Origin of the sequence: Streptomyces sp. SID5469 (genome assembly GCF_009862865.1) — a bacterium.
In the GTDB taxonomy this organism is placed as follows: domain Bacteria; phylum Actinomycetota; class Actinomycetes; order Streptomycetales; family Streptomycetaceae; genus Streptomyces; species Streptomyces avermitilis.
The window spans coordinates 7662096-7685230 of sequence record NZ_WWIN01000001.1 but is presented as its reverse complement, the minus strand read 5'-3'; the positions used below and the strand labels follow the sequence as shown (position 1 = coordinate 7685230).

Annotated in this window: 22 protein-coding genes and 1 pseudogene; 13 read left to right on the top strand and 10 right to left on the bottom strand. The window is 72.2% G+C overall.

What is annotated here, in order from left to right:
• Positions 1-80: 80 nt before the first annotated feature.
• The 6 genes from cobM to cobC are packed head-to-tail and all read left to right on the top strand — an operon-like array spanning position 81 to position 6437.
• Positions 81-905 (top strand): precorrin-4 C(11)-methyltransferase, encoded by an 825-nt coding sequence (gene cobM / locus GTY58_RS33310; RefSeq protein ID WP_010987809.1) that lies wholly within the window; start codon positions 81-83, stop codon positions 903-905.
• The gene (locus tag GTY58_RS33305; protein ID WP_010987808.1) at positions 902-2152 is read left to right on the top strand and encodes a bifunctional cobalt-precorrin-7 (C(5))-methyltransferase/cobalt-precorrin-6B (C(15))-methyltransferase; all 1251 of its coding nucleotides are present in this window, start codon (positions 902-904) and stop codon (positions 2150-2152) included. The genes cobM and GTY58_RS33305 overlap by 4 nt, the downstream gene beginning before the upstream one ends.
• Positions 2149-3831, top strand: a complete 1683-nt coding sequence (cobJ, locus tag GTY58_RS33300) for a precorrin-3B C(17)-methyltransferase (protein ID WP_037646874.1) — start codon at positions 2149-2151, stop codon at positions 3829-3831. Before GTY58_RS33305 ends, cobJ begins: the two co-directional genes overlap by 4 nt.
• Positions 3828-4442 (top strand): precorrin-8X methylmutase, encoded by a 615-nt coding sequence (locus tag GTY58_RS33295; protein WP_010987806.1) that lies wholly within the window; start codon positions 3828-3830, stop codon positions 4440-4442. The genes cobJ and GTY58_RS33295 overlap by 4 nt, the downstream gene beginning before the upstream one ends.
• Entirely contained in the window at positions 4439-5377 is a 939-nt protein-coding gene (locus tag GTY58_RS33290) for a sirohydrochlorin chelatase (RefSeq protein WP_010987805.1), read from the top strand. The genes GTY58_RS33295 and GTY58_RS33290 overlap by 4 nt, the downstream gene beginning before the upstream one ends.
• Positions 5355-6437, top strand: a complete 1083-nt coding sequence (cobC, locus tag GTY58_RS33285; protein WP_037646872.1) for an Rv2231c family pyridoxal phosphate-dependent protein CobC — start codon at positions 5355-5357, stop codon at positions 6435-6437. The genes GTY58_RS33290 and cobC overlap by 23 nt, the downstream gene beginning before the upstream one ends.
• Before the next feature lie 96 nt (positions 6438-6533).
• Here cobC and GTY58_RS33280 read toward each other — a convergent pair whose 3' ends face one another.
• Genes GTY58_RS33280 through GTY58_RS33265 form a run of 4 tightly spaced genes read right to left on the bottom strand, consistent with a single transcriptional unit; the run spans position 6534 to position 10114 of the window.
• Positions 6534-7625, bottom strand: a complete 1092-nt coding sequence (locus tag GTY58_RS33280; RefSeq protein ID WP_010987803.1) for an amidohydrolase family protein — start codon at positions 7623-7625, stop codon at positions 6534-6536.
• A 10-nt stretch (positions 7626-7635) separates the two neighbouring features.
• Positions 7636-8439: an amino acid ABC transporter ATP-binding protein gene (locus GTY58_RS33275; RefSeq protein ID WP_010987802.1), complete on the bottom strand. Its 804-nt coding sequence runs from the start codon at positions 8437-8439 to the stop codon at positions 7636-7638.
• Entirely contained in the window at positions 8436-9269 is an 834-nt protein-coding gene (locus GTY58_RS33270; protein WP_010987801.1) for an amino acid ABC transporter permease, read from the bottom strand. The genes GTY58_RS33275 and GTY58_RS33270 overlap by 4 nt, the downstream gene beginning before the upstream one ends.
• Positions 9266-10114, bottom strand: coding sequence for a transporter substrate-binding domain-containing protein (locus GTY58_RS33265; RefSeq protein ID WP_010987800.1), 849 nt, complete (start codon positions 10112-10114; stop codon positions 9266-9268). Before GTY58_RS33265 ends, GTY58_RS33270 begins: the two co-directional genes overlap by 4 nt.
• Before the next feature lie 198 nt (positions 10115-10312).
• On the opposite strand from GTY58_RS33265, the gene GTY58_RS33260 reads away from it, so the two are divergent.
• The 5 genes from GTY58_RS33260 to thpD all read left to right on the top strand — a co-directional run bounded on the left by GTY58_RS33260 (position 10313) and on the right by thpD (position 14995).
• A complete protein-coding gene (locus GTY58_RS33260; protein WP_242432298.1) occupies positions 10313-11434 on the top strand; it encodes an aminotransferase class V-fold PLP-dependent enzyme in 1122 nt (373 codons plus the stop codon).
• Positions 11435-11799: 365 nt separating this feature from the next.
• On the top strand, positions 11800-12339 hold the full coding sequence (gene ectA, locus GTY58_RS33255) for a diaminobutyrate acetyltransferase (protein WP_010987798.1): 540 nt from the start codon (positions 11800-11802) through the stop codon (positions 12337-12339).
• Between the two features lie 29 nt (positions 12340-12368).
• Positions 12369-13640, top strand: a complete 1272-nt coding sequence (gene ectB / locus GTY58_RS33250; RefSeq protein ID WP_010987797.1) for a diaminobutyrate--2-oxoglutarate transaminase — start codon at positions 12369-12371, stop codon at positions 13638-13640.
• Between the two features lie 57 nt (positions 13641-13697).
• Positions 13698-14102, top strand: a complete 405-nt coding sequence (locus GTY58_RS33245; protein WP_010987796.1) for an ectoine synthase — start codon at positions 13698-13700, stop codon at positions 14100-14102.
• 5 nt (positions 14103-14107) lie between these two features.
• Positions 14108-14995 (top strand): ectoine hydroxylase, encoded by an 888-nt coding sequence (gene thpD / locus GTY58_RS33240; RefSeq protein WP_037646868.1) that lies wholly within the window; start codon positions 14108-14110, stop codon positions 14993-14995.
• 134 nt (positions 14996-15129) lie between these two features.
• Here the strand turns inward: thpD and GTY58_RS33235 are convergent.
• The 4 genes and pseudogenes from GTY58_RS33235 to GTY58_RS33220 all read right to left on the bottom strand — a co-directional run.
• A pseudogene (locus GTY58_RS33235) lies at positions 15130-15381 on the bottom strand (sigma factor); the annotation flags it as partial.
• Between the two features lie 44 nt (positions 15382-15425).
• Positions 15426-16496: an aminotransferase class V-fold PLP-dependent enzyme gene (locus tag GTY58_RS33230; RefSeq protein ID WP_037646865.1), complete on the bottom strand. Its 1071-nt coding sequence runs from the start codon at positions 16494-16496 to the stop codon at positions 15426-15428.
• Positions 16497-16602: 106 nt separating this feature from the next.
• On the bottom strand, positions 16603-17319 hold the full coding sequence (locus tag GTY58_RS33225) for a DsbA family oxidoreductase (protein WP_010987793.1): 717 nt from the start codon (positions 17317-17319) through the stop codon (positions 16603-16605).
• A 62-nt stretch (positions 17320-17381) separates the two neighbouring features.
• The gene (locus GTY58_RS33220) at positions 17382-18389 is read right to left on the bottom strand and encodes a helix-turn-helix domain-containing protein (RefSeq protein WP_010987792.1); all 1008 of its coding nucleotides are present in this window, start codon (positions 18387-18389) and stop codon (positions 17382-17384) included.
• Between the two features lie 71 nt (positions 18390-18460).
• On the opposite strand from GTY58_RS33220, the gene GTY58_RS33215 reads away from it, so the two are divergent.
• Positions 18461-19855, top strand: a complete 1395-nt coding sequence (locus GTY58_RS33215) for an MFS transporter (RefSeq protein WP_037646966.1) — start codon at positions 18461-18463, stop codon at positions 19853-19855.
• Here the strand turns inward: GTY58_RS33215 and GTY58_RS33210 are convergent.
• Together GTY58_RS33210 and GTY58_RS33205 are read right to left on the bottom strand one after the other, a co-directional pair.
• Entirely contained in the window at positions 19838-20446 is a 609-nt protein-coding gene (locus GTY58_RS33210; protein WP_010987790.1) for a DUF1349 domain-containing protein, read from the bottom strand. The genes GTY58_RS33215 and GTY58_RS33210 overlap by 18 nt on opposite strands.
• A gap of 146 nt (positions 20447-20592) precedes the next feature.
• The gene (locus tag GTY58_RS33205) at positions 20593-22122 is read right to left on the bottom strand and encodes an aldehyde dehydrogenase (NADP(+)) (protein ID WP_010987789.1); all 1530 of its coding nucleotides are present in this window, start codon (positions 22120-22122) and stop codon (positions 20593-20595) included.
• A gap of 130 nt (positions 22123-22252) precedes the next feature.
• On the opposite strand from GTY58_RS33205, the gene GTY58_RS33200 reads away from it, so the two are divergent.
• Complete coding sequence (locus tag GTY58_RS33200) at positions 22253-23026, top strand: IclR family transcriptional regulator (protein WP_010987788.1); 774 nt, start codon at positions 22253-22255, stop codon at positions 23024-23026.
• Positions 23027-23135 lie beyond the last annotated feature (109 nt).

Below are 23135 nucleotides of genomic sequence, written 5' to 3'. Positions count from 1 at the left end.
CCGTTCGCGCATGCCCGACGGCCACGTACGCACTGACTTTTCGCACGACCCGAGTTTTTTGTAGGAGAGGACCGATTCCCATGGCCGATGCCCCCACCGGCAAGGTGACCTTCGTCGGGGCCGGCCCCGGCGCCGCCGACCTGCTGACGTTCCGTGCCGCGCGCGCCATCGCCGAGGCCGACGTCGTGATCTGGGCGGCCAGCCTGGTCCAGGCCGAGGTGCTCGACCACGCGCGCGCGGGCGCGGACATCCTGGATTCCGCGACGATGTCCCTGGAGGACGTCGTCGCCGTGTACCGGCGGGCGCACGCGGAGGGCCTGAAGGTGGCCCGCATCCACTCCGGCGACCCGGCCCTGTGGGGCGGTACGCAGGAACAGGCCGACCGGTGTGCGGAGATCGGCATCGAGACCGAGATCGTGCCCGGCGTCTCCTCCTTCTCCGCGGTCGCGGCGCTCGCCGGGCGCGAGCTGACCATCCCCGAGGTCGCGCAGTCCGTGATCCTCACCCGGCTCGGCGGCGGCAAGACGCCGATGCCGCCCGGGGAGGAGGTCCGCGAGTTCGCCCGCCACGGTACGACGATGGCCCTGTTCCTGTCGGCCGCCCGCAGCGGTCAGCTGGTACGGGAGCTGCTGGAGGGCGGCTACCCGACGTCCACGCCGGTCGTGGTCGCGTACCAGGCGACCTGGCCGGAGGAGCTGATCGTGACGTGCACGATCGAGACGCTGGAGGAGACGGTCAAGGAGCACAAGCTCTGGAAGCACACGCTCTTCCTGGTCGGCCCGGCCCTCGGCGCGCACGGCACCCGCTCGCACCTCTACCACCCGGGCCACTTCCACGGGTTCCGCAAGGCCGACCCGCAGGCGCGGGCGGAGCTGCGGGCGGCCCGCAAGGGAAGTCCGTCGTGATCACCGTCGTCGGTACGGGAACGGGGGCGCCCCTGTCCGCGGACGCCGCGCGCGCCCTGGCCGGGGCGGGGCTCGTGGTGGGCGGCCGACGGCATCTGGCGGCGGCCGCGCTGCCGGACGGGGCCGAGCGGATCGTCCTGGGGCCGCTGGCGCCCGCTCTCGACGCGATCGAGGCGGCTCTGGAGAAGCAACGGCGGGTGGTGGTGCTGGCCTCCGGCGACCCGGGGTTCTTCGGGATCGTACGGGCACTGGCCGAGCGGTTCGGCGCCGAGCGGCTGGATGTGCGTCCGGGTGTCTCGTCCGTGGCGACCGCCTTCGCGCGGCTCGGGCTGCCCTGGGACGACGCGGTGGTGGTGAGCGCGCACGGACGTGATCTGCGCACCGCCCTGAACGTCTGCCGGTCGCGTCCCAAGGTGGCGGTGCTGACCGGGCCCGGCGCCGGGCCCGCCGAGCTGGGGGCCGCGCTCGCCCACGGGTTCGGCGCGCGGGTCCTCGTGGTGGCGAGCGCGCTCGGCGACCCCGAGCACGAACGCGTGGAGCGGGTGACGCCGGCCGAGGCCGCGGCCCGCGACTGGGGTACGGCGGTCAGCGTGGTGCTGTGCCTGGACGCCTCCCGGGCCCTCGCTCCCGTGCGCACGGTCGCGGGCCCGCCGGCCGGTCCCGCCCGCTGGGCCCTGGAAGAGGGCGACTTCGCCCACCGCGATTCGATGATCACCAAGTTCGAGGTGCGCGCCCTGGCGCTGGCCCGGCTCGGCCCGCGGCTCGGGGACCTCGTCTGGGACGTCGGCGCGGGCTCCGGGTCGGTGGCCGTCGAGTGCGCGCGCCTCGGTGCCGCCGTCACGGCGGTCGAGAAGACGCTCGACGGGGTGGAGCGGATCCACGCCAACGCGCGGGCGCACGGCGTGGACGTCCACGTCGTGCACGGGGCCGCGCCGGACGCGCTGACCGCTCTCCCCGACCCGGACGCCGTGTTCATCGGCGGCGGCGGGCGCGAACTGCCCGCCCTCGTCACCGCGTGCGCGCGGCGCGCCCGGCGGACGGTCGTCGTGGCGATGGCCGCGCTCGACCGGGTGCCGGCCGTGCGCGAGGCGCTCACCGGGGCCGGGTTCGGCTGCGACGGTGTGCTGTTGCAGTCGTCCCGGCTCGCCCCGCTGCCCGGGGACGTCACCCGGCTCGCGGCGACCAATCCCGTTTTTCTGCTGTGGGGCGCCCGGCCTCCGGCCCGTACCGAAGGAGCACTCCAGTGATCGGCCTGATTTCCGCGACGGCGGCGGGCGCCGCGGCCCGCGACCGGTTGGTCGCGGCCTGGCCCGCGCGGACGCGTGTGTACGACGGGCCCGTCGGCGAGGCCGTGCGGCGGGCCTTCGCGGAGTGCGAGCAGCTCGTGTGTTTCCTGGCGACGGGCGCGGTGGTGCGTCTGGTGGCGCCGCTCCTCGGCGACAAGACGTCCGACCCGGGCGTCGTGTGCGTCGACGAGGCCGGCCGGTTCGCCGTGTCCCTGGTCGGCGGCCATGGCGGCGGCGCCAATGAACTCGCCCGTGAGGTGGGCGAGTTGCTGGGGGCCGAGCCCGTCGTGACGACGGCGACGGACGCCGTGGGGCTGCCCGGCCTCGACACGCTCGGCTTCCCCGTGGAGGGCGATGTCTCCGGGGTCTCCCGGGCCCTGCTGGACGGCGAGGCCGTGGCGCTGGACGCGGAGGTGAGCTGGCCGCTGCCGCCGCTCCCGGTCGCCGCCGAGGGCCGGTACGCGATCCGGCTCACCGATCGTCTCGTCGAGCCCGGCGAACGCGAGGTCGTGCTCCGGCCGCCCTCCCTCGTCGTCGGCGTCGGGGCCTCCAGGAACGCACCCGTCGAGGAGGTCCTCGGCCTGGTCCAAGGCGCCCTGCGTGACGCGGGGCTGTCCGTGAAGTCCCTCGCCGAGCTCGCCACCGTCGACGCCAAGGCCGACGAGCCCGGCATCGTCGAGGCGGCCGCGCGGCTCGGGGTGCCCCTGGTGACGTACTCCGCCGGGGAACTGGCGGCGGTCGAGGTGCCGAACCCGTCCGACGCGCCGCTCGCCGCCGTCGGTACGCCCTCCGTCGCGGAGGCCGCCGCCCTCGTACGCGGGGGTGAACTCCTCGTGCCGAAGCGCAAGTCGGCCGCACAGCCGGCGATGGCGACCTGTGCCGTCGTACGGCGGCCGGCCCGCGGGCGCCTCGCCGTCGTGGGACTGGGACCCGGCGCCCGGGATCTGCTCACGCCCCGCGCCAGGGACGAACTCCGCCGCGCCTCCGTGCTCGTGGGGCTCGACCAGTACGTCGACCAGATCCGCGACCTGCTGCGCCCCGGTACCCGGGTCCTGGAGTCGGGGCTCGGCGCCGAGGAGGAGCGGGCCCGCACGGCGGTGGCCGAGGCCCGGCGCGGGCACGCCGTCGCGCTGATCGGCAGCGGGGACGCCGGTGTGTACGCGATGGCGTCGCCCGCGCTGGCCGAGGCGTCCGACGACATCGACGTGGTCGGCGTGCCGGGCGTCACGGCGGCGCTGGCGGCCGGGGCGATCCTCGGGGCGCCGCTGGGCCACGACCATGTGTCGATCAGCCTTTCCGACCTGCACACGCCGTGGGAGGTCATCGAGCGGCGGGTACGGGCCGCCGCCGAGGCGGACATCGTGGTGACGTTCTACAACCCGCGCAGCCGGGGCCGGGGCTGGCAGCTGCCCGAGGCGCTCGCGATCCTCGCCGGACACCGGGAGCCGACGACGCCCGTCGGTGTCGTACGCAACGCCTCGCGGACGGACGAGTCCAGCCGCCTCACCACGCTCGCGGGACTGGATCCGGCGACGGTGGACATGATGACGGTCGTGACCGTGGGGAACACGGCGACCCGTGAGATCGCCGGGCGCATGGTGACGCCGCGCGGCTACCGCTGGCAGGAGGAGTCCGAGTGAACCGGGCGTTCGTACCCGAGGACCGTGTCGTCCACCCCATCGAGCAGGAGTCGTTCCGGCGGCTGCGCGCCCGTCTGGACACCTCGCACTTCCCGCCGCTGACCCGGGCGGTCGTGGAGCGGGTCATCCACTCCGCGGCCGATCTCGACTACGCCGAGGACCTCGTCATGGACGAGGGCACGCTGGAGCGGGCACACGCCGCGCTGCACGCGGGGGCGCCGGTGGTGGTGGACGTGGAGATGGTCGCGGCCGGCATCACCCGGCGCGGGACGGTCTGCCGTCTCAAGGACGCCAGGTCCGGTCCGGGGCTGACCCGTTCGGCGCACGCGGTCCGGCTCGCGTACGAGGAGGTCGGCCCCGGCGCGCTGTGGGTGATCGGCTGCGCCCCGACCGCGCTGGAGGAACTGCTCACCCTGGACGCCTCCCCGGCGCTCGTCATCGGTCTGCCCGTCGGGTTCGTCGGCGCGGCCGAGTCGAAGGCCGCGTTGCGCGAGAGCGGGCTGCCCGCTGTCAGCAACGTGTCCATGAAGGGCGGTTCGGCGGTCGCCGCGGCCGCGCTCAACGCCCTGCTGTACCACCTCGCCGCACCCGCTTCGAAGGAGAAATCGTGACCACCCCTGCCCCTGCCCTGCTCATCGCCGGTCACGGCACCCGGGACGAGGCCGGAGCCGAGGCGTTCCGCGACTTCGTCCGCGAACTGGGCCGCCGCCACCCCGAACTGCCCGTCGCGGGCGGCTTCATCGAGCTGTCCCCGCCCCCGCTCACCGAGGCGGTGGGCGAGCTGGTGGAGCGGGGGGTGCGCCGGTTCGCCGCCGTTCCGCTGATGCTGGTGTCCGCCGGACACGCCAAGGGGGACATCCCGGCGGCTCTGGCCCGCGAGAAGGAGCGGCACCCGGGGATCTCGTACACGTACGGCCGTCCGCTCGGCCCGCACCCGTCGCTGCTGAACGTCCTGGAGCGGCGGCTCGACGACGCGCTCGGCGGCGGCCCCCGTACGCCGCAGGACCGGGCCGATGTGACCGTGCTGCTCGTCGGGCGGGGCTCGACGGACCCGGATGCCAACGCCGAGGTGCACAAGGCGGCGCGGCTGCTGTGGGAGGGGCGGGGTTACGCGGGCGTGGAGACGGCGTTCGTGTCGCTGGCGGCGCCGGACGTGCCCTCGGGTCTCGACCGGTGCGTGAAGCTGGGCGCCCGCCGGATCGTGGTCCTGCCCTACTTCCTGTTCACCGGCATCCTCCCGGACCGGGTGCGGCAGCAGACCGAGGGCTGGGCGGCCGCGCACCCCGAGGTCGAGGTGCGGTCCGCCGATGTCATCGGTCCGGAGCCGGAGTTGCTCGATCTGGTGATGGAGCGGTACCGGGAGGCGGTGCAGGGCGATCTGCGGATGAACTGCGACTCGTGCGTGTACCGCATCGCGCTGCCCGGCTTCGAGGACAAGGTGGGGCTGCCGCAGCAGCCGCACTTCCACCCGGACGACGACGGTCACCACCACCACGGGCCACACGGACACGGACACCACGGTCATGCGCCTTCACACGCCCACTGAGGGCGACGGCCCGCACGACCTTCGTCATCACGGTGACGCCGAGGTCCGTGACGAGGGGTCGGCGCTCACCGATCTCGCCGTGAACGTGCGGGCCGACACGCCCCCGGCCTGGCTGCGCGAGCGGATCGCCGAGTCGCTGGGCGGGCTCGCGGCATACCCGGACGGGCGTGCGGCGCGGGCCGCGGTGGCACAGCGGCACGCGCTGCCCGTGGAGCGGGTGCTGCTCACGGCGGGCGCCGCCGAGGCGTTCGTGCTGCTCGCGCGGGCTCTGAAGGTGCGCCGGCCGGTGGTCGTGCACCCGCAGTTCACGGAGCCGGAGGCGGCTCTGCGGGACGCGGGGCACACGGTGGACCGGGTGCTGCTGCGGGAGGAGGACGGCTTCCGGCTGGACGCGGGGGCCGTGCCCGAGGACGCGGATCTGGTCGTGATCGGCAATCCGACCAACCCGACGTCGGTACTGCACCCGGCCGCGTCGATCGCCGAACTGGCCCGGCCCGGGCGGACGTTGGTGGTGGACGAGGCGTTCATGGACGCGGTGCCGGGTGAGCGGGAGGCGCTCTCCGGGCGGACGGACGTCCCCGGTCTGGTGGTGCTGCGCAGTCTCACCAAGACATGGGGGCTGGCGGGGCTGCGCATCGGCTACGTGCTCGCCGCGCCCGAGACGGTCGCCGAGCTGGAGCGGGCGCAGCCGCTGTGGCCGGTGTCCACGCCCGCGCTGGCGGCGGCGGAGGTGTGCGTGTCGCCGCGGGCACTGGCGGAGGCCGCGCACGCGGCGCACCGTATCGCGGCGGACCGGGCGCATCTGGTCGCGGGGCTGCGGGAGTTCGCCTCCGACGGGCTGTGCGTGGCGGAGCCGGCCGAGGGTCCTTTCGTCCTGGTGCGGCTTCCGCGGGCGGCCGCGGTGCGGGGTCACTTGCGCGGGCTGGGCTTCGCCGTGCGTCGGGGGGACACGTTTCCGGGGCTGGGCGAGGAGTGGCTGCGGCTGGCGGTGCGGGACCGGGCGACGGTGAACCGGTTTCTCCAGGCGTTGGACCGGGCGGTCACGTTGGCGGACCGCTGAGGTGAGGCGGGGGCGGGTCGTGGTGGGCGAGGGGATCTCGCCCACCACGACCCTGTCCGGCCACGGCCACGACCCCGGCCCCAGCCCCGACCCCGGCTAGCCGATGACCCGCCCGTTCAGCACGACCCGCCGCGGCGCCGCGAGCACACGGACGTCCGCGCGCGGGTCACCCTCGTACACGACGAGGTCCGCTGGCGCCCCTTCGTCGAGTCCGGGGCGCCCCAGCCACCGCCGCGCACCCCACGTCGTGGCCGACAGCGCATCGAGGGGCGGGATGCCCGCGGTCACCAGCTCGGCCACTTCGCCCGCCACGAGTCCGTGCGCCAGCGAACCGCCCGCGTCGGTCCCGACGTACACCGGGACCCCCGCGTCGTACGCCGCGCGCACGGTGTCGTAGCGCCGCTCGTGCAGTCGCCGCATATGCGCGGACCAGCGCGGGAACTTGGCCTCGCCGTCGGCCGCGAACTGCGGGAACAGCGCGATGTTCACGAGCGTCGGTACGATGGCGACGCCCCGCTCGGCGAACAGCGGGATGGTGTCCTCGGTCAGCCCGGTCGCGTGCTCCACGCAGTCGATGCCCGCCTCGACCAGGTCCCGCAGGGAATCCTCGGCGAAGCAGTGCGCGGTGACGCGCGCCCCCAGGCGGTGGGCCTCCGCGATCGCGGCCCGGACGGCGTCCGGCGGCCAGCAGGCGCTCAGGTCGCCCGTGCCGCGGTCGATCCAGTCGCCCACCAGCTTCACCCAGCCGTCGCCGCGCCGGGCCTCCTGCGCGACGTACGCGACCAGGTCCTCGGGCTCGATCTCGTGGGCGTAGTTACGGATGTAGCGCCGTGTGCGGGCGATGTGGCGGCCCGCCCGGATGATCTTCGGGAGGTCGTCGCGGCCGTCGATCCAGCGGGTGTCGGACGGGGAGCCCGCGTCGCGGACGAGGAGGGTGCCGGCCTCGCGGTCGGCGAGCGCCTGCTTCTCGGAGACGTCGTCGGGGACCGGCCCGTGCCGGTCGAGCCCGACATGGCAGTGCGCGTCCACCAGACCGGGCAGCGCCCAGCCCTCGACGGTACGGATGTCCCGGGCGCCGGCGGGAGGCGCGTAGGCGATTCTCCCGCCGACCACCCAGAGTTCGTCGCGGACGTCGTCGGGTCCGACGAGCACCCGCCCCTTCACGTGCAGCACCGCGTGATCGCTCATGGACGGCACCCTAGTTCGGCGGCTGCTCGCTCTTCCCCACCTGGTCCGAGATCTCCTCCTCCACGTCCGCCATCGCGGGGTCGAGGAGCCGGGACAGGAAGTGCCGGGTCCGTTCGTGTCGCGGGTTGCCGATGACCTGCTCGGGCGTGCCGTCCTCGACGATCACGCCGCCGTCCATGAAGACGACCCGGTCGGCGACCTCGCGTGCGAACGTCATCTCGTGGGTGACGACCATCATCGTCATGCCCTCGTCGGCGAGCCTGCGCATCACCGCGAGCACATCGCCGACGAGCTCGGGGTCCAGCGCCGAGGTCGGCTCGTCGAACAGCATCACCTGGGGACCCATGGCGAGCGCGCGGGCGATCGCCACGCGCTGCTGCTGGCCGCCGGAGAGGGAGGCGGGGTACGCCTCCGCCTTCTCCGACAGGCCCACGCGCCTGAGGTTGTCGGCGGCCACCTCGGCCGCCTGCGCCTTGTCGCGCCCGAGGACGCGGCGCTGCGGCAGCGTGAGGTTGTCGGTCACCGACAGATGCGGGAAGAGGTTGAACTGCTGGAAGACCATGCCGATACGGCGGCGTACGGCGTCGATGTCGACGTCGGGGTCCGTGACCTCCGCACCGGCGACGAAGACCTGCCCCTTGGTGGGCTCCTCCAGGAGGTTCACGCAGCGCAGCAGGGTGGACTTGCCGGAGCCGGACGGGCCGATGACGCAGACGACCTCTCCGGAGCCGATCTCCAGGTCGATGCCGCGCAGCACCTCGTTGTCGCCGAAGGACTTGTGCAGGCCCCGGACGTCGATCTCTGGCGTACTCACTTGGTGGCCTCCCCGGCCTTGGCCTCCAGGCGGCGAACGACGAATCCGAGCGGCACGGTGACCAGCAGATAGCACAGGCCCGCGACCAGGATCGGCGTGGAGTTGGCGGTCTGGCTCGCCAGGTCGCGGCCGAACTTCGTCAGTTCGCGCTCCTCCAGGGTGACGCCGAGGAACAGCACCAGCGAGGAGTCCTTGAAGAGCAGGACGAGTTCGTTGGTGAGCGGCGGGATCACGATGCGGAACGCCTGCGGGATGATGATCGAGACCATGGCCCGCGCGTGCGAGAAGCCCAGTGAACGGGCGGCCTCCATCTGTCCCTTGGGCACCGCCTGGATGCCCGCGCGGATCGTCTCGGCCATGTAGGCGGCCGAGACCAGGCCGAGCGCGAGTGCCACCTTGCCGTAGGTGCCGCCGGGGATCTCCGTACCCGGGAACGCCAGCGGCACGGCGACGCCCACGAAGACGAAGATCAGCAGGGCGGGCAGGCCGCGGAAGATCTCGATGTAGATGCCGGCGAGCCAGCGGTAGGGGCCCACCGAGGACAGCCGCATCAGGGCGATGACCATGCCGAGTACGAGTCCGACGACGAAGCCGGACATCGTGTAGAGCACGGTGTTCTTCAGCGCCAGTGTGATGACGTCCGGGAACATCTGCTTGACCAGGTCCCACTGCGCGAACTGGTTCTTCAGCTGTCCCCAGTCGGCCAGCACCGCGAAGGCGATGACGGCCGCGACGAAGACGACGTACTGCACGCCGCGCGAGACGGCACGCTTCTGCCGTCTGCTCAGACCGGACCTGCGGGGCTGGAGCTGTGCGTCGGCATCACTCATGAGGCGGACGGGGAGGCGGTGGCCGCGGACGCGGTGTACGGGCCGATCCACTTCTCGTAGATCTTCTTGTACGTGCCGTCGGCCTTCGCCTGCTTGATTGTTTTGTTGATCTCGGCGAGGAGCTTGGTGTTGCCCTTCTTCACCGTGAAGCCGTACTCCTCACCGGTGTTGAGGTTGTCGACGACCTTGAAGGCGTCGGCGTTGGCCTTGTCCTTCAGCCAGCCCTGGACCACCGGGTAGTCGATGATGACGGCCTGGACCTGGCCGGTGCGCAGGCCGTTGAGGACCGCGTCGGAGGACTCGAAGGAGACCGCGTCGAAGCCCTTGCTCTTCGCGTACTCCTCGCCGGTGGTCTGCGCCTGGGCGCCGAGCTTCTTGCCCTTGGCCTTCACGTCGGCGAGGGAGTCGACGCCGCTCTTCTTGTCGACCAGCACGGCCTGGGTGGCCTCGAAGTACGGGTCGGAGAAGTCGACGTTCTTCTTGCGCTCCTCGGTGATGGTCATGCCGGCCGCGGCGACGTCGCACTGGCCGGAGTTGAGGAAGGCGCCCGTCTTGAAGTTCTCGAAGGGCGTGTCGACGATGGCCTGCTTCACGCCGAGGTCCTTGGCGACCAGGTCGATGAGCGACACGTCGAAGCCCTGCACCTTGCCGTCGATCTCCGACTGGAACGGCGGGTACGGGAGGTGGGTACAGGTGGTGATCTGCCCCGCCTTGACGAGCGGGACGCCCTTCACGGTGGTCTTGCCTCCCCCGTTGTCCGAGGAGCAGCCGGCCACGAGCAGCAGCCCGGCCGTCGCGGTGGTGGCGGCCAGAATGCGGGACCGGCGTCCGAGGACCGTCTTCACGGGGGACCTCCTATGAGGGAACTGTGGGTTCCGATTATAAGGAAAGGTTTGACTCACTCAAATCAATCCCATGGCTGTTGGGCCGTATGGCCTCAGATGTCCTGCCTCGGCAGGGCATCCGGACCGTATGACCGAGGCCGCGGCGGCGGGATCGGCGGAGCACCCGGCGGATACCCTCGATCTCGCGTAATGGAACCCGTGAGCGAAGAGAGCATCGCCGTGACCCACCCCTTCCTGGACCTGGCACCCCTGAGCGCCGCGCACTTCGCCTCGATCGAGGACCGGGTGGCCCGGCTGCTCGCCACCGAGCAGGACGTCGTGATCATGCAGGGCGAGGCGCTGCTCCCGCTGGAGGGTGCCATTCGCGCGGCCGCGGGCCCCGGCACGACCGCGCTCAACGTCATCACCGGCCCCTACGGCCAGACCTTCGGGAACTGGCTGCGGGACTGCGGCGCGACGGTGATCGATCTGGCCGTGCCGTTCCACACGGCGGTGACGGCCGCGCGGATCCGGGAGGCGTTCGCGGCGCACCCGGAGATCGACTTCGTGTCGCTGGTGCACGCGGAGGCGGCCACGGGCAACACGAATCCGGTCGCGGAGATCGGCGCGGCCGTACGGGAGCACGGTGCGCTGTTCTATCTGGACGCCGTCGCGTCGATCGGCGCCGAGCCGGTGCTGCCGGACGCGTGGGGCGTCGACCTGTGCGTGATCGGGGCGCAGAAGGCGATGGGCGGGCCGGCCGGGGTGTCGGCGGTGTCGGTGAGCGAGCGGGCGTGGGCGCGGATGGCGGCCAACCCGGCGGCGCCCCGGCGGTCGTACCTGTCGCTCCTGGACTGGAAGGAGCGGTGGGTCGACGGCGGCCGCAAGGCGCTGCTGCACGCGCCGGCGCAGCTGGAGATGCTGGCGCTCGAGGCGTGCGTGGAGCGGATCGAGGCCGAGGGGCTGGAGGCCGTGATGGCCCGGCACGCCTCGGCCGCGGCGGCCACGCGGGCCGGGGCGGTCGCCCTGGGTGGCGGGCTCGAACCGTATGTGCACGAGGCCGCGGACGCGGCGCCCGTCGCCACGACGCTGCGGACGCCGGCCGGGATCGACGCCTCGGAGCTGGTCGCCAAGGCGCTGGCCTCGGATCCGGTGCTGCCGCTCGTCGCGGGCGGGGGCGCGCTCGCCCGCGAGATGGTCCGGGTCAACCACTACGGACCCGGCGCGACGCGGGGTGTGGTGCAGTCCTGCCTGGGTGCGCTGGGGGCCGCGCTGGCCGAGTTCGGCGTGCCGGTGGACCTGGAGGGGGCCCGGCGCGCGGTGGCCGAGGCCTGGGCCTGACCCCTCCCGCCACTTCCCCCGGCACTTTCCATCGCTTCTCGCCGTGAATTGCAGAGATTCCCCACACACTTATCCCGTTATTAATTCAGAACAGCTTCCCGCATTCTTCTGCCCGCTTTCTTTCGTGCTAAACGCAAAGATTTCGCGAACACCAACCGGCTTAATTCGGGCAGGTCCCGCACGGGTCGTCCACTTGTGATCGACTCCACATCGCACCCCTTTCCTCCCGTATTTTCCGGACAAAATGGGGGTTATCGACGCCGTCTTGCGCGATCACCCGCGCCCGCGTGATAACACATGACGGCTCATTTCGTAACCCCATCCGACGATGCAATTTCGAATTTCCCTCGGTAAATTCAGTCGGCATGACCGCCGCACACGCAGACCTGCAAGCGGAATTCCTGGAAATGCCCGAGGGACTGCGGATCGACCGCCCGGACGTGGCGGACGGGTCCGCACTCTGGCGCATCGCCAAGGACTCCAAGACCCTCGACCTGAACTCCTCGTACAGCTATCTGCTGTGGTGCCGTGACTTCGCCGGCACCACGGCGGTGGCACGAGCCGCCGACGGGACGCCCGTCGGCTTCATCACCGCGTACGTGCGGCCCGAGCGCCCGCACACCCTCCTCGTCTGGCAGGTGGCCGTCGACGCGGCGTACCGCGGGCGCGGGCTGGCCGCGCGCATGCTCGACGGACTGACCGCACGCGTCACGGACGAGTACGGGGTGACCGGCATCGAGACGACGATCTCCCCCGGCAACACCGCCTCCGAACGCCTGTTCACCTCGTATGCGCAGCGCCACGGCGCGGACCTCGAGCGTGAGGTCCTGTTCGAGGCAGGGCTGTTCCCCGACGCCCCGCACGACCCCGAGGTCCTGTACCGCATCGGCCCCCTCTCCCACTGACCCCCCACGCACCGAGGAGCGATTTCGCCGTGACCATCACCCAGCCCGACCTGAGCGTCTTCGAGACCGTCGAGTCGGAGGTGCGCAGCTACTGCCGCGGCTGGCCCACCGTCTTCGACCGGGCGCAGGGCAGCCGCATGTACGACGAGGACGGCCACGCGTACCTGGACTTCTTCGCCGGCGCCGGCTCACTCAACTACGGCCACAACAACCCCGTACTCAAACGGGCGTTGATCGACTATCTGGAGCGGGACGGCGTCACGCACGGGCTCGACATGTCGACGGCCGCCAAGCGCGCCTTCCTGGAGTCCTTCCAGAACCTGATCCTGCGCCCGCGTGACCTGCCGTACAAGGTCATGTTCCCGGGCCCGACGGGCACCAACGCCGTGGAGTCCGCGCTCAAGCTGGCGCGGAAGGTGAAGGGGCGCGAGGCCATCGTGTCCTTCACCAACGCCTTCCACGGCATGTCGCTGGGCTCGCTCGCCGTGACCGGCAACGCCTTCAAGCGCGCCGGCGCCGGGATACCCCTCGTGCACGGCACGCCCATGCCGTTCGACAACTACTTCGACGGCAAGGTCCCGGACTTCCTCTGGTTCGAGCGGCTCCTGGAGGACCAGGGCTCCGGCCTCAACAAGCCCGCGGCCGTGATCGTCGAGACCGTGCAGGGCGAGGGCGGCATCAACGTCGCGCGTCCCGAGTGGCTGCGCGCCCTGGCCGAGCTGTGCAAGCGGCAGGACATGCTGCTCATCGTCGACGACATCCAGATGGGCTGCGGCCGTACGGGCGCGTTCTTCTCCTTCGAGGAGGCGGGCGTCACACCGGACATCGTCACGGTTTCCAAGTCCATCAGCGGGTACGGGCTCCCCATGTCCCTGTGCCTGTTCAAGCCCGAGCTGGACATCTGGGAGCCGGGCGAGCACAACGGCACGTTCCGCGGCAACAACCCCGCGTTCGTCACGGCCGCCGCGGCCCTCCAGACGTACTGGGCCGACGGATCCGCCATGGAGAAGCAGACCCTCGCCCGCGGTGAGCAGGTCGAGCAGGCGCTGATCTCCATCACCGAGGAGAACCTCGCCGACGTCAAGGAGTACCGCGGGCGGGGCCTCGTCTGGGGCATCGAGTTCAAGGACAAGGACCGCGCCGGGCGCATCGCACAGCGCGCCTTCGAGCTCGGGCTGCTCATCGAGACGTCGGGCCCGGAGAGCGAGGTCGTCAAGCTGCTTCCGGCCCTGACGATCACGCCCGAGGAGCTCGACGAGGGGCTGCGTACCCTCGCCCGCGCCGTACGGGAAACCGCCTGACCGGCACCAGAGACCCGCACCACACCCGAGAGCACGAGAGAGAGGCATCGCACCACCGTGATAGTCCGTTCGTTCAAGGACATCGAAGGCACCGACCGGCATGTGAAGGCCGCGTCCGGCACCTGGGAGAGCAAGCGCATCGTCCTCGCCAAGGAGAAGGTCGGCTTCTCGCTGCACGAGACCGTCCTGTACGCGGGTACCGAGACGTCGATGTGGTACGCGAACCACATCGAGGCCGTGCTCTGCGTGGAGGGCGAGGCCGAACTGACCGATGACGAGACCGGCGAGAAGCACTGGATCACGCCGGGGACGATGTACCTGCTGGACGGCCACGAGCGCCACACCATGCGCCCCAAGACCGACTTCCGGTGCGTCTGCGTCTTCAACCCTCCCGTCACCGGACGGGAGGACCACGACGAGAACGGCGTCTACCCGCTGCTGACCGAACCCGAGGAGGTCTGAGCCCCATGACCACGATCACCGACCTGTACCCGAGCCGCGGCGCCGCCGAGGTGTCGGTCCCCCGCCAGGACCCGGTCCTGTGGGGCACGCCGGACACACCGGGCCCCATCACGGCGGCCGACCTCCAGTCGTACGAGCACGACGGCTTCCTCGCCGTCCCGCAGCTCATCGGTGATGACGAAGTCGCGCTCTACCACGCCGAGTTGGAACGCCTGATCCACGACCCCGCGGTGCGCGCCGACGAGCGCTCCATCGTGGAACCGCAGTCGCAGGAGATCCGGTCGGTCTTCGAGGTGCACAAGATCAGCGAGATCTTCGCCCAGCTCGTGCGCGACGAGCGCGTGGTGGGGCGGGCACGGCAGATCCTCGGCTCGGACGTGTACGTCCACCAGTCCCGGATCAACGTCAAGCCCGGCTTCGGGGCCAGCGGCTTCTACTGGCACTCGGACTTCGAGACCTGGCACGCCGAGGACGGCCTGCCCAACATGCGCACGGTGTCCGTCTCGATCGCGCTGACCGAGAACTACGACACCAACGGCGGCCTCATGATCATGCCGGGGTCGCACAAGACGTTCCTCGGGTGTGCCGGGGCCACCCCGAAGGACAACTACAAGAAGTCGCTCCAGATGCAGGACGCGGGCACGCCCTCCGACGAGGCGCTGACCAAGTTCGCGGACCGGCACGGCATCCGGCTCTTCACGGGCCGGGCCGGTTCGGCGACCTGGTTCGACTGCAACTGCCTGCACGGCTCCGGGGACAACATCACACCCTTCCCGCGCAGCAATGTGTTCATCGTGTTCAACAGCGTGGAGAACACGGCGGTGGAGCCGTTCTCGGCGCCGGTACGGCGTCCGGAGTTCATCGGGGCGCGGGACTTCACGCCGGTGCGGTGACCGCCGCCCGGCACGGCCCGGGTTCTCCCATGGGGCGGGAGAACCCGGGCCGTGCTGTGTCTGCAGCCAGGCTCTACAGCCAGCCCAGCGAAGCCGCCCGCGCCAGTACGCCGGCCGCGGCTCCCGTGTCCCCCGGACAGCCAGGTGCGCAGCGAGCCGCGGCGCGCGTCGAACGCGTACGGCCTGCTCCACAGCTGGGCGAAGACCTCCTGCGCCACGTCCTCGGCGGCGGCCGGGCTGCGGGTGACGCGCCGGGCCACCCGCCGGACGAGCGCCCCGTACGCGGCGTACGCCTCGCCCAGCGCGGACTCGTCCCCGTACACCAGCCGCCGACGCAGTTCCGCGTCGGCGGGCGGTCCTGCGGCTGTGTCGGCCGTCGACTCCACGGGCACCACCGCCTCGTGGTGCCTTCCTGGCGTCCCCGGGGGCGCTACGCCAGGGGGCGGCCGGACAGGCCCGACAGGACATCAAGGAGCCGGTCGACGTCGGCGGGCGTGTTGTAGAGGTGGAAGGCCGCCCTCAGGTTGCCCGCGCGGTCGGAGACTTCGACTCCGGCGCGGCTGAGGGCCGGCTGCCGGTCGCCGAGGCCGGGCACGGACACGATCGGCGCGTGTGGTGCGGGGACCGGTTCGTGGCCGAGGGACGCGAGGCCGGTACGGAAGCGGTCGGCGAGTGCGAGGTCATGGGCCCGTACGTTCTCCACGCCCAGTTCCTCGATCAGCGCGAGGGAGTGGCGGGCGCCCGCGTACGAGAAGAGGGCGGGGCTCTCGTCGAACCGCCGTGCGGAGTGGGCGAGTTCCTCGACGGGCCCGTAACAGCTGTCCCACGGCGCCTGTCCCGCGACCCAGCCGGCGAACAGCGGGGTGAGGCCGCCGAGGTCCTCCGGGACGACCAGGAAGGCCACGCCGCGCGGACAGACGAGCCACTTGAAGGCGACGGAGGAGACGTAGTCGTAGGCGTCCGCGTCGATCTGCAGCCAGCCGGTGGCCTGGGATGCGTCGATGTACGTACGGGCGCCGTGCGCGCGGGCGGCCGCGCGGACGGCCGGCAGGTCGGCGACCCGGCCGTCGGCGGACTGGGCGGCGCTGACCGCGACGAGCGCCGTGCCGGGGCGCACCGACTCGGCGAGGCCCTCCAGCGGGACGGCGCGCACCTTGAGGTCGCGGCGGATGTGGAAGGGGTTCACGACGGAGCTGAAGTCGGCCTCGGCGGTGAGGACTTCGGCGCCCTCCGGCAGCGAGGCGGCGATCAGCCCGCTGTAGACCGCGACCGAGGCCCCGGCCGCCACCCGGCGGACGGGTACCCCGGTCAGCCGGGCGAAGGAGGCGCGTGCCGCCTCGACGTCCGCGAACATGTCGGTCGGCTGCCCGGCGGCGGCCGACTCCACGGCGACGCGCATGGCCGCCACTGTGCGGGCCGGTACGAGGCCGGTGCTCGCGGTGTTCAGGTAGGTGTTCTTCGGGGCGAACTCGGCACGGACGAGGGGCTCGAAGGTCTCCATGGGACCACTCTGCGGCCCCGCGAACCCCCCGTCCATTGCGGAGTTTTACGTGGTTCCCCCAAGGATCGCTTACAGGTCCGCTCCGACCTGCGGTTTCCCGGGGTCCTCAGCCCTGCGGCACGGCGCAGCCGTCGGGACCGCACGCCTGGGCGTCACCACTGTCCTGGATGAGCGTGAGCGGCGGCCGGTCCCCCCACGCCTGCTTCAGGGCCTGGGCGAAGACCTCTGCGGGCTGGGCGCCGGAGACACCGTAGGCGCGGTCGAGGACGAAGAAGGGGACACCGCTCGCCCCCAGCTCCGCGGCCTCCCGCTCGTCGGCGCGGACCTCGTCGGCGTACGCGGCCGGGTCGGCGAGGACCGTGCGGGCGGCCTCCGCGTCGAGACCGGCGGCGACGGCCAGCTCGACGAGCCGCTCGTCGTCGTCGAAGACGGAGCGCTCCTCGGCGAAGTTCGCCCGGTACAGGAGCCCGATCAGCTCGTCCTGCCTGCCCTGCTCCTTGGCGAAGTGCAGCAGGCGGTGCATGTCGAAGGTGTTGCCGTGGTCGCGGTCCCGGGTGCGGTAGTCCAGTCCCTCGGCGGCGGCCTGCGCGCCCAGGTTGTCCTCGCCGGCCTGGGCCTGCGCCTCGCTCATGCCGTACTTCTTGGTCAGCATCGTGAGGACGGGCTGGATGTCGCCCTTGGCGCGGTTCGGGTCGAGCTCGAAGGAGCGGTGCACCACCTCGACGTCGTCGCGGTGCGGAAAGGCTTCGAGCGCCTTCTCGAAGCGGGCCTTGCCCACGTAGCACCAGGGGCAGGCGATGTCGCTCCAGATCTCGACGCGCATTCTTCGGCTTCTCTCCAGGTCGGAAGGGTGACGGAGCCTCCCTCCGCCGCTTGCGTGAACGTTCAAGCGGCTTGTTCCATTCCCGGTCCCGGTCCGCTTCCCAGGCGGCTGAACTGGGTGCGGTAGGCGCTCGGGGTCAGTCCCGTGCGGCGCACCAGATGGCCGCGGAGCGAGTCGGCGGTGCCCAGGCCCGAGGCGCGGGCCACCTGGTCCATCGGGAGCGTGGTCGTCTCCAGGAGTTCCTTGGCCCGCTCGATGCGCTGGTGGAGCAGCCACTGAAGGGGGCTGACCCCGCTCTCCGCGTGGAAGCGCCGGGTGAGGGTACGCACGCTGACGCCCGCGTGCCGGGCCAGGTCGGTGAGCGTGAGCGGACTGTCGAGGTGACGCATGGCCCAGCCGCGGGTGTCGGCGCAGGCGGTGCCGCGCTCGGGCGGCAGCGGGGTCTGGGTGAACTGGGTCTGGCCGCCGGGGCGCACGGGCGCGACGAGGGCGAGCCGGGCCACCCGGTTCGCGGCGGCGGCGCCGTAGTCGGTGCGGATGATGTGGAGGCACAGGTCGATTCCGGCGGCGTACCCGGAGGAGGTCATGATCGGGCCGTCCTGCACGTACAGGACATCGCCCTTGAGGTCGACGGACGGGTACCGCTTGCGCAGTTCCTCGGCCTGTCCCCAGTAGGTGGTGGCCCGGCGGCCCGCGAGCAGCCCCGCCTCGGCGAGTGCGAAGGCGCCGCTGCAGATGGACGCGATCCGCTTGCCGTCGGCGGCGGCCTCGCGGACGGCGTCCACCGTGCGCGGGTCGGGCGTGTAGCGCAGCCCGGTGCCCGCGACGAGCACCGTGTCCGCGTCCCGTACGGCGTCGAGCCCGTGCCGGACGTACAGGTCGAGGCCGCCGGTGGTGGGCACCGGGCCCGGCTCCGGGGCGCAGATGGTCACCTCGTAGCCCGGAGCGCCGTCGATCTCGACCTTCTCGAACAGCAGCTCGGGGATGGCGAGGTTGAACATCGAGACGGGGGACGCCGCGACGACGGCGATCCGGCGGACACCCCGGGCCGGGGACGTGGATCGGGCCATGGCCAGAACCTCCGGTCATATGTCATTCCGGCCACTACTGTACGCCGCCGGAGATCAGCAGCATGGAGGGCATGGCTACGAACCCGACCACGGAAACTCCCCCGACGGACCCCCGACTCACCTCTGCCACAAGCGAGTTGGAGCACCACACCTCTCCCTCGCTCACCCTCGCCGCCGCACTCCTCGGCTTCGCGCTGATCACCCTCGACGCGTCCGTCGTGAACGTGGCCCTTCCGTCGATCGGCTCGGCGTTCGGGGGCGGGATGTCCGGGCTCCAGTGGGTCGTGGACGCGTACACCCTCGCCTTCGCGGCGCTGATGCTGTCCACCGGAGCGTTCGCGGACCGGGCCGGGGCGAGCCGGGCCTACGGGATCGGGATCGCCGTGTTCACCCTGGCCTCGGCGGCGTGCGGGCTCGCGCCCGGCCTGCCGGTGCTGATCGGCGCCCGGGTGGCGCAGGGGGTGGCGGCGGCCGTGGTGCTGCCGGCCTCGCTGGCGCTGGTGCGGCAGGCGTACCCGGACGCGGCACGCCGGGCGCGAGCGGTGGCGCTGTGGGCGGCGGGCGGCTCGGTGGCGGTGGCGCTGGGTCCGGTGGCGGGCGGCGCGCTGACGACGGCGTGGGACTGGCGGGGCATCTTCTTCATCAACCTGCCCCTGGGTGCGCTGGCGCTCGTCCTCCTGCTGCGGGCGCCGCGCTCGGAGCGCCGGCCCGCGCCGTTGGATCTGCCGGGCCAGCTGACGGCGGTCGTGGCGCTCACGGCGCTGACGTTCGCGGTGATCGAGGGCGGCGCCGGGGGGCTGATCGCGCTGGCCGTGGCGGTGACGGCGGCCGTCCTCTTCGTCCGGATCGAGGCCCGGCAGGCGTACCCGGTCGTCCCGCTCGGTCTGTTCCGCAGCCGGACGGTGTCGGTGGCGGTCGCCGCCGGCGCGGCGTGCAGCGTGGCCTTCTACGGGGTGGTGTTCCTGTTCTCGCTCTTCTTCCAGCAGGCGCAGGGGCGGTCCGCGCTGTCCGCGGGGCTGATGTTCCTGCCGATGACGGGGCTGATCGCGGTGACGAACATCGCGGCGGGGAAGCTGTCGGGCCGCTACGGAGCCCGGCTGCCGATGCTGCTGGGGCAGTCGCTGGCGGCAGCGGGCCTGCTGGTCCTGCTGTTCGTCGACGCGTCGACTCCCCCGGCGCTGGTGGCCGTACTGCTCGTCCCGATGGCCCTGGGCTGCGCGCTCACCATCCCGCCGCTGACGGCGACGATGATGGACGCGGTGCCCGCGGACCGGGCGGGGCTGGCGGCCGGCGTCCTCAACTCGGCCCGCCAGGTGGCCGGCGGCCTGGCCATCGCGGCGTTCGGCTCCCTGGTCTCCGGCGGCTTCGGCTCGGGCCTCCGGGTGAGTCTCGCGCTCGCCGCCGCCCTGCTCGCCCTGACCGCGACGGCGACCTTCCGGCTGCGCGGCTCAGCTGCCGTCTCTTAGCCCCTGCGGCCAGGAGTCCCGGTAGGCGAGGTGGTCGAAGGTGACCACGCAGCCCTCGCCGACCGGGGACTGCGCCATGAAGCCGACCAGTGCCGCCGAGGCCGGTCCCTCGTCGGCGAGCGTGAAGAGGCGGACGAACGTCCAGTGCTCGCCGTCGCGGGAGGCGTGGAAGGCGAAGGCCCGGCCCGTGCGGCTGATCCGCAGCCAGACCGAACTGCCCTCCACGGTGAAGGAGTTCGCGTCGTCGGAGTGTCCACGGGTGACGACCGTGCAGACCGTGGGCACGTCCGGGGAGTACTCCAGGCAGAGCTTCGCCCAGGCCCGCTCGCCCACGTGCACGTAGAGCACTCCCGCGTCGAAGGAGGCGGCGAAGCCCACCGTGACCCGGGCGATCAGCTGGAAGTCGCCCTCCGGCGCCCCCAGCAGCCGGGGCGCGTCGGCGGCGGGGTCGAGTGCCTCACCGGTGGGCGGCACGAAACGGTCCTGACGTGCGCCCGCCCAGCCGGTGAGCACACCGTCCTCGTAGGACCAGTTACCGTCCGGCCCGTAAGTGCGCAGGGGGAAAGGGAGTTCGGGAAGTTCCACGTCCATCCGATGATTGTCCCAGGCCCACTGAAGCGCCCCTGAAAGGGGCGCGGGGCTGTGCTCGTGCGGCTCCGCCGCGTGGGCGCGACCAGCCACAACGGACCCGCAGTCCGCGAACGCCCCCACGCCCAACGGCGCTTCGCGAAGAGCTCTCAGCGTTCCGGACGGCCGTCAATGCGTCGCGGCAACCCCAGCTGATTCCCGTCGCGGAGCTCCACCGGCAGCAGCGCCTCCGGCACCCCCTGGTACGCCACCGGCCGCAGCCACCGCTCGATCGCCGTCCCGCCCACCGAAGTCGACGTGGACGTCGTCGCCGGGTACGGACCGCCGTGGTGCTGGGCCGGGGCCACCGCGACCCCCGTCGGCCAGCCGTTGACCAGCACGCGCCCCGCGAGCGGCGTCAGTTCCGCCAGGATCTCCGCGCCGCGGCCCTCGCCCGCCGACTCCTCTTCGGAGAGATGGACCGTCGCCGTGAGGTTGCCCGGCAGCCGGGACAGCACCGCGCCCGCCTCGGCGTCGTCCTCGTAGCGGACGACGACCGTCAGCGGACCGAAGCACTCCTCCAGGAGCAGGTCGTGCGCGCCCGGTGCCGCCAGCTTCTCGGCCGGCACCGTCAGGAAGCCCGGGCTCACCGAGTGCTCGCCGCCCGAGCCCGGCGTCACGGGGGCCTCCACGCCGGGGAGTCCGGCGCGCTCGGCGACACCGGCGATGAAGTTGTCGCGCATGCGGTGGTCCAGGAGGACCCCGGCGTCGGTGTCGCTGACGGCGTCCGTGAGGGACTTCACCAGGCGGTCGCCCGCCGCTCCCGCGGGCGCGAGGACCAGGCCCGGCTTGACGCAGAACTGGCCGACGCCCAGCGTCATCGAACCCGCGAGCCCCGCGCCGATCGCCTCGGCCCGCTCGGCCGCCGCCGCCTCGGTGATCACCACCGGGTTCAGGGAGCCGAGCTCGCCGTGGAAGGGGATCGGCGTGGGGCGCGCCGCCGCCGCGTCGAAGAGGGCCCGGCCGCCGCGTACGGAACCGGTGAAGCCGGCCGCGGCGACCAGCGGGTGCTTGACCAGCTCGACGCCCGCCTCGAAGCCGTGCAGGAGGCCGAGGACACCGGCCGGGATGCCGTGCTCGGCGGCGGCCCGGCGCAGGACGGACGCGACCAGCTCGGACAGCCCCGGGTGGTCGGGGTGGGCCTTGACGACGACCGGGCAGCCGGCCGCGAGCGCGCTCGCCGTGTCGCCGCCGGGGACCGAGAAGGCGAAGGGGAAGTTGGAGGCGGCGTAGACGGCGACGACGCCGAGCGGCACCTTGTAGCGGCGCAGGTCGGGGATCGGCGGGGTCGCGGTGTCGTCCGGGTGGTTGATCACGATGTCGAGGAAGGCGCCCTCGTCGACGATGTCCGCGAACGCGCGCAGCTGGTAGCAGGTGCGGGCGAGTTCACCGGTGAGCCGGACCGGGCCGAGCGCGGTCTCCGCGTCGGCGGCCTCGACGAGCTGGTCCTTGGCGGCCTCCAGCTGGTCCGCGGCGGTGCGCAGGAACGCGGCGCGGACGGTGCGGTCGGCGAGGGACGGGCGCGCGGCGTGTGCGGCGCGGACCACCTGGTCCACCTCCTGGGCCGTGGCCTCCACCGCAACCTGTTCACGCTGCTTCCCGGTTCGGGGGTCGACACTCCAGACTGGTGCTGCTGCCACCGCGGGTCCCTCCAGATGTTCATGCCGCAGTTCTTACGTCATCCAGCGGAGACGTTCGATATACTGAACGCTGTCTCGGATGATGAATTGATGCGAGACTATTTCCCGTCCAACGAAGGGGTCAAGGGCGATGTCGGCAGGCGAGACGGGCGGCGGGGCGCAGGTCAAGTCCGCGGTACGGACGGTTGAGTTGCTCGAGTACTTCGCCGGACGCCCCGGCATGCACTCCCTGGCCGCCGTGCAGGAGGCGGTGGGCTACCCCAAGTCGAGCCTGTACATGCTGCTGCGCACGCTCGTGGAGCTGGGCTGGGTGGAGACGGACGCGACGGGCACGCGGTACGGCATCGGCGTACGGGCGCTGCTGGTCGGCACGTCGTACATCGACGGCGACGAGGTCGTCGCGGCGGCGCGTCCGACGCTGGACCGCCTCTCCGACGACACGACGGAGACGATCCACCTGGCGCGCCTGGACGGCACGAACGTCGTCTACCTGGCCACGCGCCAGTCGCAGCACTATCTGCGCCCGTTCACCCGGGTGGGCCGCCGCCTGCCCGCGCACTCCACCTCGCTCGGCAAGGCGCTGCTGGCCACGCACACCGACGAGCAGGTCCGCAAGATGCTCCCGGAGACGCTCCCGGCCCTCACCGAGCACACGATCACGGACCGCGAGAAGCTCATCGAGGAGCTGCGCCAGGTCCGCGACCAGGGCTTCGCGGTGGACCGCGAGGAGAACACGCTGGGCCTGCGCTGCTTCGGCGTGGCGATCCCGTACCGCACCCCGGCCCGCGACGCGATCAGCTGCTCGGTGCCGGTGGCGCGGCTGACCCCGGCGCACGAGCAGATGGTGAAGGACGCGCTGTTCGACGCGCGGGACCGGCTGACACTGGCGACGCGCAGGCTGTGACCGCGCGTGCGCCCGGCTTCACGAACGGCACACGCGCGTGCGCCCGGCTTCATGAACGGCACATGAGAAAACCGGGCGGAAGGGAACGATCGACCCCGTCCCGCTCGTC

Coding starts and splice junctions, on each gene's coding strand:
- GTY58_RS33270 (WP_010987801.1), bottom strand. CDS start 9,269: ATGAGTGATGCCGACGCACAGCTCCAGCCCCGCAGGTCCGGTCTGAGC.
- GTY58_RS33220 (WP_010987792.1), bottom strand. CDS start 18,389: ATGGCCCGATCCACGTCCCCGGCCCGGGGTGTCCGCCGGATCGCCGTC.
- GTY58_RS33215 (WP_037646966.1), top strand. CDS start 18,461: ATGGCTACGAACCCGACCACGGAAACTCCCCCGACGGACCCCCGACTC.
- GTY58_RS33200 (WP_010987788.1), top strand. CDS start 22,253: ATGTCGGCAGGCGAGACGGGCGGCGGGGCGCAGGTCAAGTCCGCGGTA.
- GTY58_RS33280 (WP_010987803.1), bottom strand. CDS start 7,625: ATGAGCGATCACGCGGTGCTGCACGTGAAGGGGCGGGTGCTCGTCGGA.
- thpD (WP_037646868.1), top strand. CDS start 14,108: ATGACCACGATCACCGACCTGTACCCGAGCCGCGGCGCCGCCGAGGTG.
- ectA (WP_010987798.1), top strand. CDS start 11,800: ATGACCGCCGCACACGCAGACCTGCAAGCGGAATTCCTGGAAATGCCC.
- GTY58_RS33230 (WP_037646865.1), bottom strand. CDS start 16,496: ATGGAGACCTTCGAGCCCCTCGTCCGTGCCGAGTTCGCCCCGAAGAAC.
- GTY58_RS33225 (WP_010987793.1), bottom strand. CDS start 17,319: ATGCGCGTCGAGATCTGGAGCGACATCGCCTGCCCCTGGTGCTACGTG.
- cobM (WP_010987809.1), top strand. CDS start 81: ATGGCCGATGCCCCCACCGGCAAGGTGACCTTCGTCGGGGCCGGCCCC.
- GTY58_RS33210 (WP_010987790.1), bottom strand. CDS start 20,446: ATGGACGTGGAACTTCCCGAACTCCCTTTCCCCCTGCGCACTTACGGG.
- cobC (WP_037646872.1), top strand. CDS start 5,355: ATGCGCCTTCACACGCCCACTGAGGGCGACGGCCCGCACGACCTTCGT.